At 73.1% G+C, this 16844-nt stretch carries 15 protein-coding genes; 5 read left to right on the top strand and 10 right to left on the bottom strand.

The window, feature by feature from the left end:
* Window positions 1-444: 444 nt before the first annotated feature.
* Complete coding sequence (locus GTY84_RS24590; RefSeq protein ID WP_161228575.1) at window positions 445-732, bottom strand: hypothetical protein; 288 nt, start codon at window positions 730-732, stop codon at window positions 445-447.
* Between the two features lie 19 nt (window positions 733-751).
* On the bottom strand, window positions 752-2431 hold the full coding sequence (locus GTY84_RS24585; RefSeq protein ID WP_161228574.1) for a sodium:solute symporter family protein: 1680 nt from the start codon (window positions 2429-2431) through the stop codon (window positions 752-754).
* Window positions 2432-2628: 197 nt separating this feature from the next.
* On the opposite strand from GTY84_RS24585, the gene galT reads away from it, so the two are divergent.
* Genes galT through galK form a run of 3 tightly spaced genes read left to right on the top strand, consistent with a single transcriptional unit; the run spans window position 2629 to window position 5890 of the window.
* Complete coding sequence (gene galT, locus GTY84_RS24580; protein WP_161228573.1) at window positions 2629-3687, top strand: galactose-1-phosphate uridylyltransferase; 1059 nt, start codon at window positions 2629-2631, stop codon at window positions 3685-3687.
* Window positions 3684-4742 (top strand): UDP-glucose 4-epimerase GalE, encoded by a 1059-nt coding sequence (gene galE / locus GTY84_RS24575; RefSeq protein ID WP_161228572.1) that lies wholly within the window; start codon window positions 3684-3686, stop codon window positions 4740-4742. Before galT ends, galE begins: the two co-directional genes overlap by 4 nt.
* Window positions 4739-5890, top strand: a complete 1152-nt coding sequence (gene galK, locus GTY84_RS24570) for a galactokinase (protein ID WP_161228571.1) — start codon at window positions 4739-4741, stop codon at window positions 5888-5890. The genes galE and galK overlap by 4 nt, the downstream gene beginning before the upstream one ends.
* Before the next feature lie 312 nt (window positions 5891-6202).
* Here galK and GTY84_RS24565 read toward each other — a convergent pair whose 3' ends face one another.
* Window positions 6203-6658, bottom strand: a complete 456-nt coding sequence (locus tag GTY84_RS24565; protein WP_161228578.1) for a GNAT family N-acetyltransferase — start codon at window positions 6656-6658, stop codon at window positions 6203-6205.
* A gap of 298 nt (window positions 6659-6956) precedes the next feature.
* Here GTY84_RS24565 and GTY84_RS24560 point away from each other — a divergent pair, with 298 nt between their 5' ends.
* The gene (locus GTY84_RS24560) at window positions 6957-7730 is read left to right on the top strand and encodes a response regulator transcription factor (protein ID WP_161228570.1); all 774 of its coding nucleotides are present in this window, start codon (window positions 6957-6959) and stop codon (window positions 7728-7730) included.
* 371 nt (window positions 7731-8101) lie between these two features.
* On the opposite strand, the gene tamR is transcribed toward GTY84_RS24560, so the two are convergent.
* The 3 genes from tamR to GTY84_RS24545 all read right to left on the bottom strand — a co-directional run bounded on the left by tamR (window position 8102) and on the right by GTY84_RS24545 (window position 10613).
* Entirely contained in the window at window positions 8102-8599 is a 498-nt protein-coding gene (gene tamR / locus GTY84_RS24555) for a MarR family transcriptional regulator TamR (protein WP_161228569.1), read from the bottom strand.
* A 335-nt stretch (window positions 8600-8934) separates the two neighbouring features.
* Complete coding sequence (locus GTY84_RS24550) at window positions 8935-9609, bottom strand: TetR/AcrR family transcriptional regulator (RefSeq protein WP_161228568.1); 675 nt, start codon at window positions 9607-9609, stop codon at window positions 8935-8937.
* On the bottom strand, window positions 9606-10613 hold the full coding sequence (locus tag GTY84_RS24545) for a fatty acid desaturase (protein WP_161228567.1): 1008 nt from the start codon (window positions 10611-10613) through the stop codon (window positions 9606-9608). The genes GTY84_RS24550 and GTY84_RS24545 overlap by 4 nt, the downstream gene beginning before the upstream one ends.
* Before the next feature lie 290 nt (window positions 10614-10903).
* On the opposite strand from GTY84_RS24545, the gene ppc reads away from it, so the two are divergent.
* On the top strand, window positions 10904-13639 hold the full coding sequence (gene ppc, locus GTY84_RS24540; RefSeq protein ID WP_161228566.1) for a phosphoenolpyruvate carboxylase: 2736 nt from the start codon (window positions 10904-10906) through the stop codon (window positions 13637-13639).
* A 79-nt stretch (window positions 13640-13718) separates the two neighbouring features.
* On the opposite strand, the gene GTY84_RS24535 is transcribed toward ppc, so the two are convergent.
* The 4 genes from GTY84_RS24535 to GTY84_RS24520 form a co-directional block, all read right to left on the bottom strand.
* Complete coding sequence (locus tag GTY84_RS24535; protein WP_202551693.1) at window positions 13719-14282, bottom strand: hypothetical protein; 564 nt, start codon at window positions 14280-14282, stop codon at window positions 13719-13721.
* Window positions 14283-14372: 90 nt separating this feature from the next.
* Entirely contained in the window at window positions 14373-14975 is a 603-nt protein-coding gene (gene pth / locus GTY84_RS24530; RefSeq protein WP_161228565.1) for an aminoacyl-tRNA hydrolase, read from the bottom strand.
* Window positions 14976-15050: 75 nt separating this feature from the next.
* On the bottom strand, window positions 15051-15632 hold the full coding sequence (locus tag GTY84_RS24525; protein WP_161228564.1) for a 50S ribosomal protein L25/general stress protein Ctc: 582 nt from the start codon (window positions 15630-15632) through the stop codon (window positions 15051-15053).
* Window positions 15633-15828: 196 nt separating this feature from the next.
* Window positions 15829-16803, bottom strand: coding sequence for a ribose-phosphate diphosphokinase (locus GTY84_RS24520; RefSeq protein WP_161228563.1), 975 nt, complete (start codon window positions 16801-16803; stop codon window positions 15829-15831).
* Between the last annotated feature and the right edge of the window lie 41 nt (window positions 16804-16844).

The raw sequence follows: 16844 nt of genomic DNA, 5'->3' as shown, positions 1-16844 counted from the left end.
TGGTTGTGCCTGCGGCGCATCTTTTGGTGGGTGGGGGTGTTTGTTGCGCCTTTGGTGTTTTGGGGTTGGGGCCGGGGCGGGGGTGGTCGTCCTCGGAACGGCGCGGAATGGGGNGATTAGGGGGCGCACTCTGTTGACGCGCCAACCTCTGCGGGCGGCCACCCCCGCCCCGTCCCCTTGCCGCCGTACGCGGGTGCGGGCACCTCGCCCGGCCTTCTCGGTCGGCTTCTCGCCGTGCGCGGGTGTGGGGTCCCACGCCCATCCTTCTCCGTCCCTTGCCGCCGTGGGCGGGTGCCGGCACCTCGCCCGGCCTTCTCGGTCGGCTTCTCGCCGTGGGTGGGTGTGGGGCCCCGCGCCCGTCCTTCTCCGTCGCTTGCCGCCGTGGGCGGGTGCGGGGTTGTTCCTCCTTCTCCTCCGGGTTCCGTCGTGTGCGGGGCTCGGGTGTTACTGGGCGGGGTCCGTCGGGGGTGGGGGNGGGGNGGGGCTCAGTTTCAGCCAGGTCAGGAAGAAGAGGCCGAGCAGGAGCATCGCCAGGCCCGTCCACAGGTTGATGTTGACGCCCTGCGCCTTGGCGATGTCCTCGTCGGACGCCAGGATGCCCGCGGTCGTCACGATGACGCCGTAGACCACGAAGAGCCCGCCGATGATGCGGCGGATGTCGAAGAGGCGCGCGGCCGTCGTGGATCTGCTCTCCAGTTCGGAGACCTCGCGCTGGATGTCGTGCTCGGACATGTCTCTCCTTCCGTGCCGGTCAGAGCGAGAACGGGAGGTAGCAGGCCGCGGCCAGGAGCACCGCGCCCCAGCCCAGCAGCGCCGGGCGGCGGTACCAGGCGTCGTCGCCCTCGGCCGGCGGTTCGGGCGTGCCGGGGGAGCGGGTGCCGTGGACCAGGCCCTGGAGTTCGGCGGCGGGCCGGGGCGCCGTGAAGAGGGAGACGGCGACCATGACGACCCCGCCCGCCACGAACCCGGCGATGGCGGAGACGAAGTTGGCGCCCTGGTCGGTGGGGATCGCGACGACGCCCTGCCGGTAGAGGACGAAGTAGTTGACCATCGCCGCCGTGGTGCCCGCGAGCAGGCCCCAGAAGCCGGACTTCACGGAGGCGCGCGGCCAGAACATGCCGATGACGAAGACCACGAACATCGGCACGTTGAAGAAGGAGAACAGGGCCTGGAGGTAGGCCATGATGTTCGAGAAGGACGACGCGAGGAACGCCGTGCCGATGGAGGCGAGGACGCCCGCCGCGGTGATCAGGCGGCCGAAGCGGACGTAGTAGGCGTCCTCGCGGCCCCGGACCGCGTACTTCGCCCAGATGTCCGTGGTGAGCACGGTGTTGAAGGACGAGATGTTCGCCGCCATGCCCGCCATGAACGCCGCGAGCAGTCCGGTCACGGCGATCCCCAGGACGCCGTTGGGCAGCAGCTCCCGCATCAGGTAGGGGATGGCGTCGTTGTACTGGAGGTCCGAGCCGGGGGTGCCGATCGCGGGGACCAGGGCGGCGGCGACCAGTCCCGGGATCATCACCAGGAAGACGATGAAGATCTTCGGGAACGCGGCGATCAGCGGGGTGCGCCGGGCGGCGGAGAGGTTCTTCGCGGACAGCGCCCGCTGCACCTCGGCGAAGTTCGTCGTCCAGTAGCCGAAGGACAGGACGAAGCCGAGGCCGAGCACGATGGTCAGCCAGTTGGCGCCGAGCGGGTTGGGGCTGCCGATGCCGGTGCCGCCCCAGGCTGTCATGAAGTCGGGGCCGTGGCCGCGGGTGAGGCTGTCGGAGAGGCCGTCCCAGCCGCCGGCCCTCCTGAGGCCGAGGAAGGCGATCGGGACCAGGGCCGCCAGGATCACGAAGAACTGGAGGACCTCGTTGTAGATGGCGGAGGAGAGCCCGCCCAGGGTGATGTAGGCGAGGACGAAGAAGCCCGCGACGACGATGGCGACCCATTCGGGCCAGCCGAGGAGCGCCTCGACGACGATGGCGAGGGCGTAGAGGTTGACGCCGGCGATCAGGACCGCCGCGAGGGCGAACAGGACCGAGCTGAGCAGGTGCGCCGCCCGGTCGAAGCGGAGCAGCAGGAACTCGGGGACCGAGCGGACCTTGGAGCCGTAGTAGAACGGCATCATCACCAGGCCGAGGAAGACCATCGCCGGGATCGCGCCGATCCAGTACCAGTGCGTGGTGTACACGCCGTACTGGGCGCTGTTGGCGGCCATGCCGAGGATCTCGGTGGCCCCCAGGTTGGCCGCGATGAAGGCGAGCCCGGTCACCCAGGCGGGCAGGGAGCGGCCGGAGAGGAAGAAGTCCAGGCTGGTGCGGACCGAGCGGCGGGCGGCCAGGCCGATGCCGAGGACGACGGCGAAGTAGATGCCCAGGATCGTGTAGTCGAGCCAGTTGGTGGGGAGGCGGAGTCCGGCGGCCAGCGGTGTGGGGGTGTGCATACGCCTCGCTTCGTTGCGTGGACCGGTCTGAGCGGAACCTACGCCGCGTGGGCGCCGCCGGAACGCACCCCGACGGAGTTCTTCGGTGAAGAACGGGAGTCCGGGCGTGGTGGGTTGTGCCGTGTAATGTTTGATTCTGTTGTGGCGTTGGGGGTGCGCGGTGACGGCGTGCCTCCCGGGGGCGGAGGAGCGCGTCGGTGAGGAAGACCTCGACCCGGCTGGCCGACGGCCGTGAGCTGGTCTACTACGACCTGGACGACGCCGTCGTGCGGGACGCCGTGGACCTGCGGCCGCTGGAGCCCACCGTCACCGCCTCGGAGATCCGCCGGGACCCGCTGCTCGGGGACGCGGTCGCCGTCGCCTCCCACCGCCAGGGCCGCACCTACCATCCGCCGGCCGACTCCTGCCCGCTGTGCCCCTCGCGGGACGGGCGGCCGAGCGAGATCCCGGACTCCTCGTACGACGTGGCCGTCTTCGAGAACCGCTTCCCCTCGCTGGCCGGCGACTCCGGCCGCTGCGAGGTGGTCTGCTTCACCCCGGACCACGACGCCTCGTTCGCCACGCTGACCCAGGAGCGGGCCCGGCTGGTGCTCGACGTCTGGACGGACCGCACCGCGGAGCTGTCCCGGCTGCCCCGCGTGGAGCAGGTGTTCTGCTTCGAGAACCGGGGCGCCGAGATCGGCGTCACCCTGGGCCATCCGCACGGCCAGATCTACGGCTACCCCTTCGTCACCCCGCGCACCGCCCGCATGCTGCGCTCGGTCGCCGCGCACCGCGGGGCCACCGGGGAGAACCTCTTCGACGCCGTCCTGGCCGGGGAACTGGCGGACGAACGGGTCGTCCTGGAGGGTGAGCACTGGGCGGCCTTCGTGCCCCGCGCCGCGCACTGGCCGTACGAGGTCCACCTGTACCCGAGGCGCCGGGTGCCCGACCTGACGGCGCTGGACGAGGCGGCGCGCGCCGAGTTCCCCCGCGTCTACCTGGACCTGCTGCGACGCTTCGACCGGATCTTCGGCCCGGACGAGCCCCCGACCCCGTACGTCTCCGCCTGGCACCAGGCGCCCCGGGGCCCGCTGGCGGAGGCGGGCGGGGTGACGCGCGAGGACTTCGCGCTGCACCTGGAGCTTTTCACCATCCGGCGGACATCCGGCAAGCTGAAGTTCCTCGCGGGTTCGGAGTCCGGCATGGACGTCTTCGTCAACGACGTGCCGCCCGAACGCGCGGCCGGGCGACTGCGGGAGGTAGCGGGTTCATGAGCGGCACATATCTGGTGACGGGCGGCGCGGGCTATGTCGGCGGGGTCGTCGCCCGGCACCTGCTGGAGGCCGGGCACGAGGTCGTCGTCCTCGACAACCTCTCCACGGGCTTCCGCGAGGGCGTGCCGGAGGGTGCCGCGTTCATCGAGGGCGACGTCCGCGACGCCGCCCGGTGGCTCGGCCCGTCCTTCGACGGTGTGCTGCACTTCGCCGCCTTTTCGCAGGTCGCGGAGTCGGTGGCGAAGCCGGAGAAGTACTGGGAGAACAACGTCGGCGGCACCATGGCGCTGCTGGCGGCGATGCGCGGGGCGGGCGTGCGGCGGCTCGTCTTCTCCTCCACGGCCGCCGTCTACGGCGAACCGGCGGTGGTCCCCGTCGCGGAGGACGCGCCGACCGCGCCCACCAACCCGTACGGCGCCTCCAAGCTCGCCGTCGACCACATGATCCGCGGTGAGGCGGCGGCCCACGGGCTCGGCGCGGTCTCCCTGCGGTACTTCAACGTCGCCGGGGCGTACGGCGCGCACGGGGAGCGGCACGACCCCGAGTCCCATCTGATCCCGCTGGTGCTCCAGGTGGCCCAGGGGCGGCGCGAGGCCCTCTCCGTCCACGGCGACGACTACCCGACGCCGGACGGCACCTGCGTCCGCGACTACATCCACGTCGCCGACCTGGCCGAGGCCCATCTGCTGGCCCTCGACGCCGTCGTCCCCGGCGAGCACCTCGTCTGCAATCTGGGCAACGGCAGCGGCTTCTCGGTCCGCGAGGTGGTGCGGACGGTGCGCCGGGTGACGGGCCGTCCGGTCCCCGAGGTGGCGGCGCCGCGCCGGGCCGGGGACCCGGCGGTCCTGGTGGCGTCCGCCCGCGCCGCCCGGGAGCGGCTCGGCTGGCGCCCCTCCCGCACCGGTCTGGAGGACATCGTCGCCGACGCGTGGGAGTTCGCGCGGCGCCGCGAGGCGGAGCGCGCGGCGGAGGGCGGGGAGGGCCGCGGGACGGAGCGCGCGGCGGGCGGGGACGGCGCGGGGGACGTGTCGGCCGGGCAGGGGGCCGCGCGGTGAGCGCGGGCGTCGCCGAGCGGTTCCGGGAGCTGTACGGGGCGGGGCCCCGGGGCGTGTGGGCGGCGCCCGGCCGGGTCAATCTCATCGGGGAGCACACCGACTACAACGACGGCTTCGTGATGCCCTTCGCCCTGCCGCAGAGCGTGCTCGCGGCCGTCTCGCCCCGTGACGACGGGGTGCTGCGGCTGCACTCGGCGGAGGCCGGCGGCGATCCCGTCGTGCTGCGGGTGGCCGCCCTGGCGCCGGGGGAGGACCGGGCCTGGACGGCGTACCCGGCGGGCGTGGTGTGGGCGCTGCGCGAGGCGGGTCACCGGATCACCGGCGCCGACGTCCATCTGGCGTCGGCGGTGCCGCCGGGCGCGGGGCTGTCCTCGTCGGCGGCGCTGGAGGTCGTGACCGCCCTCGCCCTGAACGACCTGTTCGGCCTGGGCCTGACCGGCACCGTGCTGGCCCGGCTGTGCCGCCGCGCGGAGAACGCCTACGTCGGCGCCCCCGTCGGGATCATGGACCAGACGGCCGCCGCCTGCTGCGAGGCCGGGCACGCCCTGTTCCTCGACACCCGCGACCTCTCCCGGCGGCAGATCCCGTTCGACCCGGCCGCCGGGGGGCTGCGCGTCCTCGTCGTCGACACCCGGGTCGCGCACGCGCACAGCGCCGGTGAGTACGGCAGGCGGCGGGCCGGGTGCGAGCGGGGCGCGGCCCTGCTCGGCGCGGCCGCGCTGCGGGACGTCCGGTACGGGGAGCTGGACGCCGCGCTGGAGCGGCTGGACGGCGAGCCGGAGGTGCGCCGCCTGGTCCGGCACGTGGTCACCGAGAACCGGAGGGTGGAGCGGGCGGCGGAGCTGCTGGAGTCGGGTGACCTCCGGGCGGTGGGGCCGGTGCTGACCGAGGGGCACGCGTCCCTCCGGGACGACTTCGGGGTGTCCTGCCCGGAGCTGGACCTCGTGGTGGACACGGCGCTGGCCGCCGGTGCCCTGGGCGCCCGGATGACCGGCGGCGGCTTCGGCGGCTCGGCGGTCGTGCTGGCCCCGGAGGACGCGGCGGAGGGCGTCGCCGGGGCGGTCCGGGAGGCGTTCGCCGGGGCCGGGTTCCGCGCGCCCCGCGTCTTCGGGGCGCTACCGTCGGCGGGGGCGCGTCGGGTGGCGTAACGGGCGGTCCGCGTGGGTCCGGGGGTTCCGGGTGGGTCCGGGTCGGTCCGGGGTTCCGGGCGGCTCCGGGTCGGTCCGGGGTTCCGGGCGGCTCCGGGTCGGTCCGGGGTTCCGGGCGGCTCCGGACGGGCGGGGCGCGCGACCGGGACGCGGGGGCGGAGTGCCCCGGGCGTCGGGTGAGAGGGGCACGGCCGGGTGCCGGGTGAGCGGGGCACGGGCGGGCGGGGTGCCCCGTGGCGCCGTGCGGCGGTGCGACGGCGGGGTGCCGGGCGGGGGTCGCGCCCGGTGGGTGCGCGGGTGGGCGACCGGGGGTCAGCCCAGGCGCTTGGTCAGGGTGTACTCCGTGATGCCCGGAGGGTAGTCGGGGATCACGCTCACCACGTCGTAGCCCCGCCCCCGGTAGAAGTCCGGCGCCTGGAAGTCCCAGGTCTCGACCCGGGCCGCGGCGCACCCCCGGTCCTCGCGGGCCGCCCGCTCCGCCTCCGCCAGCAGCGCGGTGCCCAGACCGGTGCCCCGGTGGCGGTCGTCCACCCACAGGTAGGTGACGTGCAGCCAGGACGCCCAGGTGTGGCCGACCAGCCCGCCCGCCAGAGCTCCGGTTTCCCCCAACGCCCAGATGTGCAGCGGGTGTTCGCGCTCCTGCGGGGTGCCGCGCAGGGCACGCAGCACCGGGGAGGCCGCGGTGTTGGCGTTCCGCAGCCGGACGCGCAGTTCGTCGCGCCGCGCCTTGTCCACTTCTGTCACCAGACGAAACATGCGGCTCACGATAAACGCCCGGGACTGTCAGTTCCGCAAACCGCCTTCCGCATCCGGCGGCCGTCCGTACTCTGATGAACAGCATCGGTGGGGGCCGGTGCCGATCAGGGGCGGGACGGCCGGGTACGGCGCCCGGGGCGGGACAGCGGCTACTGCACGGCGGCGACCGCGCCGGGCCGGCGACCGCCCCGCTCCCCAGGTGCCGGGGCGCGCGGATGAACGAGGGGTTCCGGGCGTCGTCACCCTGCCGGTGCCGTCTTCCGACGATGACTGTCCCCTGCTCCTCGGGAGCCTGGGGGAGGGGGGTTCCGTGGTGCGTGTCCGAGTCCTGGTCGTCGACGACCACCGCATCTTCGCCGAGTCGCTGGCCGCCGCGCTGGCCGCCGAACCCGACGTGGAGGTCTCCGCCGCGGGCAGCGGGCCCGCGGGGCTGCGCTGTCTGGACCGGGGGGCCGCCGAGGGGCGGCGCTTCGACGTGGCGCTCGTCGACGCCGACCTCGGCGGCCGGGCGCCCGGCGCCCGCCCCGCGGTGCCGGTGCGCGAGGGGCAGGAGGAGGGGCTGGTCGACGGGATATCGCTGGTCGCGGGCATCCGGGCGGCCCATCCCGCGGTGCGGATCGTGGTGCTCGCGGAGCGGGACGACCCGCGCCGGGCCGCTCTCGCGCTGGGGGCCGGCGCCTGCGGCTGGGTGGCCAAGGACTGCTCCCTGTCGCGGCTGCTGGGCGTCATCCGGGGGGTGCTGCGCGACGAGACGCACCTGCCGCCCGCCCTGCTCACCGGAGTGCTGCGGGAGCTGACCGCCGCCCGCAGGCACCGCACCGAGAGCGAGCGGCTGGTGGAGTCGCTCACGCCGAGGGAGCGGGAGGTGCTGCGCTGCATGGTCGCGGGGCTGGGCCGCAAGGCCGTCGCCGAGCGGCTGTTCCTGTCCCCGCACACCGTGCGCACCCATATGCAGAACGTCCTGGGCAAGCTGGGCGTCCACTCCACCCTGGCGGCGGTGGCCCTGGCCAGGCGCGCCGGGATCGGGCCCGCCGAGCTGGAGCCCGTCGTCTGGAGCCGGGCCCAGGGCGGCGGCAGCGCCTGACCGGAGCGGCGGCGTCCGTACCGGAGAGGGGCGCGGGGCCGTCCCGGAGGTGTCCGGGCGCCGGGCTCGGTCCGGTGGCCGCTCGGCGATGCCCGGCCTCCCCGGGCGTGCGCGCGGCGACGGCCGGGGCGTTCCACGGTGTCGCCGGATCTCCGGACCTCCGGACTTCCGGACCCCCGAACGACGGAATCCCGGAACCCCCGGATGCGGGCCGGACGCGCCCGGACCCGGGCGTACCGCCGCCCGGCGGCAGCCGCCGTCCCGCCGCGATCCGCCGCCGCCCGGCGGCATCCCGCGCGGCTCCGCCCCGCGGCGCCCCGCGTCCGGTGCCGCACCACCGGCCCCGGTCCACCGGGACCCCGGAGCGGCCCTCAGCCCGGGACGTTGTCGAAAGGTGCCGTCAACTGCCGTAGCAGCGCCGCCAGTTCGGCCCGCTGGGCGTGGGACAGCTCCCCGAGGATCGCCCGCTCCTGGACCAGCAGCCCGGCCAGGGACTGGTCGGCCCGGTCCCGGCCCTCGTCGGTGAGCCGGACCAGCACGCCCCGCCGGTCGCTCGGGTCGGGCAGCCGCTCCACCAGGCCCTTCTTGGTCAGGCGGTCGATGCGGTTGGTCATCGTGCCCGAGGTGACCAGGGTCTGGGTGAGGAGCTGGCCGGGGGAGAGCTGGTACGGGCTGCCCGCGCGTCGCAGCGCGGTCAGGACGTCGAACTCCCACGGTTCCAGGTGGTGTTCCGAGAAGGCCAGCCGGCGTGCGCGGTCGAGGTGCCGGGCGAGCCGGCTGACCCGGCTGAGCACCTCAAGCGGTTCCACGTCGAGGTCCGGGCGCTCCCGGCGCCACGCTGCGACCAGTCGATCGACCTCGTCCTCCATGACGATCAGTGTAGTGGTTGTGTCGATGTGAAGTCTCTTGAAGTCAATTATCTTGACATGGAGATAACGCGGGCGGGACCGAGGGGGAGGCGACCACCACCGACGCCGGAGGCGCCATGTCGGCCGATCCTCCCACGGCGGGCCGGAGGACCGGGCCGGGCCCGGGGAGGAACCCCGGCCGGCACGGACCCGGCCGGGAGGCACGCACCGGGCACGGGCGCCGGGAGCACCCACCCGTGAGCGGGCGCCGGAGGCACCGGGCCGGGTGCCCGCCCGAGCGGCCGGACGGGCGCCGCGCCGGTGCCGCGCCCGGCCCGGAACCGGCACGGCACCGGCTACGCCTTGCGGTGGCCGATCAGGCGGGGCCGGGGCTCCAGCCCGTCCAGGCCGTGCCAGGCCAGGTTCACCAGATGCGCCGCCACCTCCGCCTTCTTCGGGCGGCGCACGTCCAGCCACCACTGCCCGGTCAGCGCGACCATGCCGACCAGCGCCTGGGCGTACAGCGGGGCGAGCTTGGCGTCGAAGCCGCGGTTCTTGAACTCGCGACCGAGGATGTCCTCCACCTGGGTGGCGATGTCGGAGATCAGCGAGGCGAAGCTCCCCGTCGACTGGGGGATGGGCGAGTCCCGGACGAGGATGCGGAAGCCGTCCGTGTACTCCTCGATGTAGTCCAGCAGCGCGAACGCCGCCTGCTCGCACAGCTCCCGGGGGTGCCCCGCCGTCAGCGAGCCGGTCACCATGTCCAGCAGCCGGCGCATCTCGCGGTCCACCACCACCGCGTACAGCCCCTCCTTGCCGCCGAAGTGCTCGTACACCACCGGCTTGGAGACCCCGGCGCGGGCCGCGATCTCCTCCACCGAGGTGCCCTCGAAGCCCTTGGCGGCGAAGAGGGTCCGACCGATCTCCAGCAACTGCTGGCGACGCTCCGCACCGGTCATCCGGGTGCGGCGCGCACGCCGCGGCTTCTCATTGCTCGGGGTGCTGGAGTCGGTCGCCACAGCGCCCATCATGCCGCCTCGACGGTTTCCTTCCGGCGGCGGGCGCCGTCTTCCTCCGTCCTGCGGCGGGAATCGATACGCGAGCGTGACGGCCAGCGCACGTCGTACGCCCAGCCGAACGCCTCGAACCAGCGGATCAGCCGCGCCGAGGAGTCCACCTGCCCGCGCATCACCCCGTGCCGCGCCGAGGTCGGGTCGGCGTGGTGGAGGTTGTGCCAGGACTCGCCGCAGGAGAGCACCGCCAGCCACCACACGTTGCCCGAGCGGTCGCGCGACTTGAACGGGCGCTTGCCGACGGCGTGGCAGATCGAGTTGATCGACCAGGTCACGTGGTGCAGCAACGCCACCCGGACGAGTGAACCCCAGAAGAAGCCGGTGAAGGCACCCCACCAGGACATCGTGACCAGACCGCCGATCACGGCGGGCAGCGCCAGCGAGACCGCCGTCCAGAGGACGAACTGGCGGGAGATCCGGCGCAGCGCCGGGTCCTTGATCAGATCGGGCGCGTACTTCTCCTGCGGGGTCTGCTCCTCGTCGAACATCCAGGCGATGTGCGCCCACCACAGGCCCTTGATCAGGGCCGGCACCGTCTCGCCGTACCGCCAGGGGGAGTGCGGGTCGCCCTCGGCGTCGGAGAACTTGTGGTGCTTGCGGTGGTCGGCGACCCAGCGGACCAGCGGACCCTCGACGGCCATCGAGCCCGCGATGGCCAGCGCGATCCTCAGCGGGCGCTTCGCCTTGAAGGAGCCGTGGGTGAAGTAGCGGTGGTAGCCGATCGTGATGCCGTGGCAGCCCAGGTAGTAGAAGAACACGAGCAGGCCGAGGTCCAGCCAGCTCACGCCCCATCCCCAGGCCAGCGGCACCGCAGCCGCCAGTGCCAGGAACGGGACGATGATGAACAGCAGCAGCGTGATCTGTTCGATCGACCGCTTCCGCTCACCCCCCAGGGTCGCGGAGGGTGTGGAGGCGTCCGGTGCCTGTGGGGCGTCCGGAACCACGTCGGAACTGGAGGTCATGCGTGTCCCCTGGGGGGTCGAGGGTCTGGGGCGGTGCCGGGTCGCGGAGCCGCCCGCACTTTCCTACGGGTCCGTAACCTACGGCGACGTAAGTATGGCAGCGCGCCCCCCCGCGGCAAGAGCCCCAGAGCCTGCGCGTCCCGGCCGACACCTATCCTGGAGACCGGTCGGACAGCGCGGTCCGCTCTGAATACTTCCCGGACGTCCCGCCCCGTATGCGGTGCCCGCCGCGCGAGACGCCGTCCGGGTCCCCTCCCAGACGAGCTTCACCACTGCAAGGAGCCGCACCTGTGAGCAGTGCCGACGACCAGACCACCACGACGGCCAGCAGCGAACTGCGCGCCGACATCCGACGGCTGGGCGATCTCCTCGGAGAGACCCTGGTCCGTCAGGAGGGCCCCGAGCTGCTGGAACTCGTCGAGAAGGTGCGCCGCCTCACCCGCGAGGACGGCGAGGCAGCCGCCGAGCTGCTGCGCGGCACCGAGCTGGAGACCGCGGCCAAGCTGGTCCGCGCCTTCTCCACGTACTTCCACCTCGCCAACGTCACCGAGCAGGTGCACCGCGGCCGCGAACTGCGCGCCCGCCGCGCGGCCGAGGGCGGGCTGCTGGCCCGTACGGCCGACCGGCTCAAGGACGCCGATCCCGAGCACCTGCGCGAGACCGTCCGCAACCTGAACGTGCGGCCGGTCTTCACCGCGCACCCCACGGAGGCCGCCCGCCGCTCCGTCCTCAACAAGCTGCGCCGGATCGCCGCCCTGCTCGACACCCCGGTCATCGAGTCGGACCGGCGCCGCCAGGACATCCGCCTCGCGGAGAACATCGACCTCGTCTGGCAGACCGACGAGCTGCGCGTGGTGCGCCCCGAGCCCGCCGACGAGGCCCGCAACGCCATCTACTACCTGGACGAGCTGCACGCGGGCGCAGTCGGCGACGTCCTGGAGGACCTCACCGCCGAACTGGAGCGCGCCGGTGTCCGGCTCCCCGACGACACCCGGCCGCTGACCTTCGGCACCTGGATCGGCGGCGACCGCGACGGCAACCCCAACGTCACCCCCCAGGTCACCTGGGACGTCCTGATCCTCCAGCACGAGCACGGCATCAACGACGCCCTGGAGATGATCGACGAGCTGCGCGGCTTCCTCTCCAACTCCATCCGCTACGCCGGGGCCACCGGGGAACTCCTCGACTCCCTCGGCGCCGACCTGGAGAACCTCCCGGAGATCAGCCCCCGCTACAAGCGGCTCAACGCCGAGGAGCCCTACCGGCTCAAGGCCACCTGTGTGCGCCAGAAGCTGGAGAACACCAAGCAGCGCCTCGCCAAGGGCACCCCCCACGAGGACGGCCGGGACTACCTCGGCACCGGCGAGCTCCTCGCCGACCTGCGCATCGTGCAGACCTCGCTGCGCGAGCACCGCGGCGGGCTCTTCGCCGACGGCCGCCTGGCCCGCACCATCCGCACCCTGGCCGCCTTCGGCCTCCAGCTCGCCACCATGGACGTCCGCGAGCACGCCGACGCCCACCACCACGCCCTCGGCCAGCTCTTCGACCGGCTCGGCGAGGAGTCCTGGCGCTACGCCGACATGCCCCGCGAGTACCGGGCCAAGCTGCTCGCCAAGGAGCTGCGCTCCCGCCGGCCGCTGGCCCCCACCCCGGCCCCGGTGGACGCCGCCGCGGAGAAGACCCTCGGCGTCTTCCAGACCGTGCGCCGGGCCCTGGAGGTCTTCGGCCCCGAGGTCATCGAGTCCTACATCATCTCCATGTGCCAGGGCGCCGACGACGTGTTCGCCGCCGCCGTCCTCGCCCGCGAGGCCGGCCTGGTCGACCTGCACGCCGGCTGGGCGAAGATCGGCATCGTGCCGCTGCTGGAGACCACCGACGAGCTGAAGGCCGCCGACACCATCCTGGAGGACCTCCTCTCGGACCCGTCCTACCGGCGCCTGGTCGCGCTGCGCGGCGACGTCCAGGAGGTCATGCTCGGCTACTCCGACTCCTCCAAGTTCGGCGGCATCACCACCTCCCAGTGGGAGATCCACCGCGCCCAGCGCCGGCTGCGCGACGTGGCCCACCGCTACGGCGTGCGGCTGCGCCTCTTCCACGGCCGCGGCGGCACCGTCGGCCGCGGCGGCGGCCCCACCCACGACGCGATCCTCGCCCAGCCCTGGGGCACCCTGGAGGGCGAGATCAAGGTCACCGAGCAGGGCGAGGTCATCTCCGACAAGTACCTCATCCCGGCGCTGGCCCGGGAGAACCTGGAACTGACCGTCGCGGCCACCCTCCAGGCCTCCGCCCTGCACACCGCGCCCCGCCAGTCCGGTGAGGCGCTGGCCCGCTGGGACGCCGCCATGGACCTCGTCTCCGACGCGGCCCACTCCTCCTACCGCAAGCTGGTGGAGGACCCCGACCTGCCGGCGTACTTCTTCGCCTCCACCCCCGTCGACCAGCTCGGCAACCTGCACCTCGGCTCCCGCCCGTCCCGCCGCCCCGACTCCGACGCGGGCCTCGACGGACTGCGCGCCATCCCGTGGGTGTTCGGCTGGACCCAGTCCCGGCAGATCGTGCCCGGCTGGTACGGCGTCGGCTCCGGCCTGAAGGCACTGCGCGAGGCCGGTCTGGACACCGTCCTCGACGAGATGCACCAGCAGTGGCACTTCTTCCGCAACTTCATCTCCAACGTCGAGATGACGCTGGCCAAGACGGACCTGCGGATCGCCCAGCACTACGTCGACACCCTGGTGCCGGACGAGCTGAAGCACGTCTTCGACGCCATCAGGACCGAGCACGAGCTGACCGTCGCCGAGGTCCTGCGGGTCACCGGCGAGACGGAACTGCTGGACGCCGATCCCGTCCTGCGCCAGACCTTCACCATCCGCGACGCCTACCTCGACCCGATCTCCTACCTCCAGGTCGCCCTGCTCGGCCGCCAGCGGGAGGCCGCCGCGGCCGGCGAGGAGGCCGACCCGCTGCTCGCCCGGGCCCTGCTGCTCACCGTCAACGGCGTCGCCGCCGGTCTGCGCAACACCGGCTGACCGGCCCGCCCCGCACAGGCGGTGCCCCCGTGCTCCGGGTGGGCGCGGGGGCACCGCCGTGCCGCGTGCGGTGCGGGACTCAGAGCGCCAGGAAGGCCGCCGTCAGCAGGAGCGCCCCGGCTCCGGCCAGCACCTGGGCCGCGCGGGTGCGGCGCAGGCCGCCCGCCACCACCACCGACGCCAGCAGCAGCGCCCCGCCCAGCGGCGCCCAGGCGTGGAGCACCCCGGCCGGGCCCGAGCGGACCACCTGGTCGCTGCCCGGCTTGACGACGACCGAGTACGTCCGGTCCGGCGCCACCGCCACCGAGTCCTCGATGACCACGGCCGACCGCTCCCGCGAGCCCGCCGACGCGGGCGTGTAGCGGCCGCTGCACACGCCGTCGACGCACCGGGCCACCTCCACGGTGCCGTGCTCGCGGCCCTTGGTCAGCATCACGTGCTGCGCCGTCCCCCACGACGCCCACACCCCGGCGACCAGGATCAACGCCGTGACCACCGCCATCGACGCGACCCGGCCGAACCGCAGCGCGGCCCGCGAGACCCGGACCGCCCGGCGCGGCGCGGCCCGGCGGGTGCGGTGCGCCGCCCGGCGGGGACGGGGGACGGCGGCGGACGGGGAGGGCGGGGGCATGGCCGGGATCATTGGCCATGCCCCCACGCCCGGTCAACCCGCGCGGGGCGACCGGAACGCACCGTCAGGAGTCGTACGCGCGGGGCGACCGGAACGCGGCCGTCAGGAGTTGTAGGCGCTCTGCGCCCGCTCCAGTCCCTCGGTCACCAGGCACTCCACCGCGTCGGCCGCCCGGTCGACGAAGTAGTCCAGCTCCTTGCGCTCGGCCGCCGCGAAGTCCTTCAGGACGAAGTCGGCCACCTGCATCCGCCCCGGCGGGCGGCCGATGCCGAACCGGACCCGGTGGTACTCCGGGCCCATCGCCTTCGTCATCGACTTCAGCCCGTTGTGCCCGTTGTCGCCGCCGCCCAGCTTCAGCCGCAGCACCCCGTAGTCGATGTCCAGTTCGTCGTGGACCGCCACGATGCGCGCCACCGGGACCTTGTAGAAGTCCCGCAGCGCGTTCACCGGGCCGCCCGACAGGTTCATGTACGACATCGGCTTGGCCAGGACCACCCGGCGTCCGGCGGGTCCGGGCGGACCGATCCGCCCCTCCACCACCTGGGCCTGTGCCTTGCCGTGCCGCTTGAACCGGGCCCCGATCCGCTCGGCCAGCAGGTCCGCCACCATGAAGCCGACGTTGTGCCGGTTCATCGCGTAGTCCGGTCCCGGGTTGCCGAGTCCGGCCACCAGCCAGGGGCCGTCCGCGTCCGTCGTCACGTCCATGTCTCCTTCACACAGCAGGTCGGCCGCTGCCCTCGCGCGAGAACAGCGGCCGACCGAACGGTGAGCGCGGGCGGATCAGGCCTCGTCGCCCTCGGCGTCGGCGGAGGCCTCCTCGGCCTGCGCGGCCAGGACCTGGAGGACGACCTCGTCGCCGTCGACGGCCAGGGTCACACCGGCGGGCAGCTCGATGTCCTTGGCCTGGATCGCGGCACCGGCCTCCAGACCCGCCACCGACACCGTGAGGTAGTCGGGGATGCGGGTGGCCTCGGCCTCGACCGGCAGCGCGGAGAGCACGTGCTCCAGCAGGTTGCCGCCGGGGGCCAGCTCGCCCTCGGCCTGGACCGGGATCTCGACCTGGACCTTCTCGCCGCGCTTGACCATGAGCAGGTCGACGTGCTCCAGGAAGCCCTTCAGCGGGTCGCGCTGCACGGCCTTGGGGATGACGAGCTGGCTGCGCTCGCCGTCGATGACCAGCTCGATCAGGACGTTCGGGGTGCGCAGCGCCAGCGACAGCTCGTGGCCCGGCAGGGACACGTGCAGCGGCTCCAGGCCGAACTCGTAGACGACACCCGGGACCTTGTTCTCGCGGCGGATACGGCGGGCGGCGCCCTTGCCGAACTCGCTGCGGGTCTCGACGGCGATCTTCACCTCGGACATGTTCACTCCTCGTGGAAAGCGGAACGGACGTGGTCACCCGGCCACGAACGGCCTGCTACGAAGAGCGCGTCGATAACGGACCGCCGCACCGTCGGAATCCTCCGGAACGGGTACGGCCTCCCTCGCCGAGCAACTGGGGCAGTCTACTCGGAGAGGGAGGCCGTACCCAAAACGATCACGGGCCGCAGCAGAACCCTTACTGCTCGTCGAACAGGCTCGTCACCGAACCGTCCTCGAAGACCTCGCGCACGGCGCGGGCGATCGTCGGTGCGATCGACAGCACGGTGATCTTGTCCAGCTCCAGCTCGTTCGGCGTCGGCAGGGTGTCCGTGAACACGAACTCGCTCACCTTGGAGTTCTTCAGCCGGTCCGCCGCCGGACCCGACAGCACACCGTGCGTCGCGGTCACGATGACGTCCTCGGCGCCGTGCGCGAACAGGGCGTCCGCCGCCGCGCAGATGGTGCCGCCGGTGTCGATCATGTCGTCGACCAGTACGCAGATCCGGCCCTGGACGTGGCCGACGACCTCGTGCACCGTCACCTGGTTCGCCACGTCCTTGTCGCGCCGCTTGTGCACGATCGCCAGCGGCGCGCCCAGCCGGTCGCACCAGCGGTCCGCGACCCGCACCCGGCCGGCGTCCGGGGAGACCACGGTCAGCTTGGCGCGGTCCACCTTGGCGCCCACGTAGTCCGCCAGCAGCGGCAGCGCGAACAGGTGGTCCACCGGACCGTCGAAGAAGCCCTGGATCTGGTCCGTGTGCAGGTCCACGGTCAGGATGCGGTCCGCACCCGCCGTCTTCATCAGGTCCGCGATCAGACGCGCCGAGATCGGTTCGCGTCCGCGGTGCTTCTTGTCCTGGCGCGCGTACCCGTAGAACGGCACGATCACGGTGATGGAGCGGGCCGACGCGCGCTTGAGCGCGTCGATCATGATGAGCTGCTCCATGATCCACTTGTTGATCGGCGCCGTGTGGCTCTGGATCAGGAAACAGTCCGCGCCGCGCGCCGACTCCTGATACCGCACGTAGATCTCACCGTTGGCGAAATCGAAGGCCTTCGTCGGTACGACCCCGACACCAAGCTGGTGGGCGACCTCCTCGGCAAGCTCGGGGTGGGCGCGGCCGGAGAAGAACATCATTTTCTTCTGGCCGGTCGTCTTGATCCCGGTCACAGCACTTTCTCCTCAGAGGTGGGTGGGGGTGCGAGTGTGCA

The organism is Streptomyces sp. SID8352, assembly GCF_009862265.1.
Classification (GTDB): Bacteria; Actinomycetota; Actinomycetes; order Streptomycetales; family Streptomycetaceae; genus Streptomyces.
The sequence above is the reverse complement of the archived record's forward strand: the minus strand, read 5'-3'. Positions and strand labels throughout refer to the sequence as shown.

Bases quoted from the DNA above. Each gene is read 5' to 3' on its own strand.
- GTY84_RS24585 (WP_161228574.1), bottom strand. From the start codon at position 2,431: ATGCACACCCCCACACCGCTGGCCGCCGGACTCCGCCTCCCCACCAAC.
- galE (WP_161228572.1), top strand. From the start codon at position 3,684: ATGAGCGGCACATATCTGGTGACGGGCGGCGCGGGCTATGTCGGCGGG.
- tamR (WP_161228569.1), bottom strand. From the start codon at position 8,599: ATGGAGGACGAGGTCGATCGACTGGTCGCAGCGTGGCGCCGGGAGCGC.
- GTY84_RS24550 (WP_161228568.1), bottom strand. From the start codon at position 9,609: ATGATGGGCGCTGTGGCGACCGACTCCAGCACCCCGAGCAATGAGAAG.
- GTY84_RS24545 (WP_161228567.1), bottom strand. From the start codon at position 10,613: ATGACCTCCAGTTCCGACGTGGTTCCGGACGCCCCACAGGCACCGGAC.
- GTY84_RS24535 (WP_202551693.1), bottom strand. From the start codon at position 14,282: ATGATCCCGGCCATGCCCCCGCCCTCCCCGTCCGCCGCCGTCCCCCGT.
- pth (WP_161228565.1), bottom strand. From the start codon at position 14,975: ATGGACGTGACGACGGACGCGGACGGCCCCTGGCTGGTGGCCGGACTC.
- GTY84_RS24525 (WP_161228564.1), bottom strand. From the start codon at position 15,632: ATGTCCGAGGTGAAGATCGCCGTCGAGACCCGCAGCGAGTTCGGCAAG.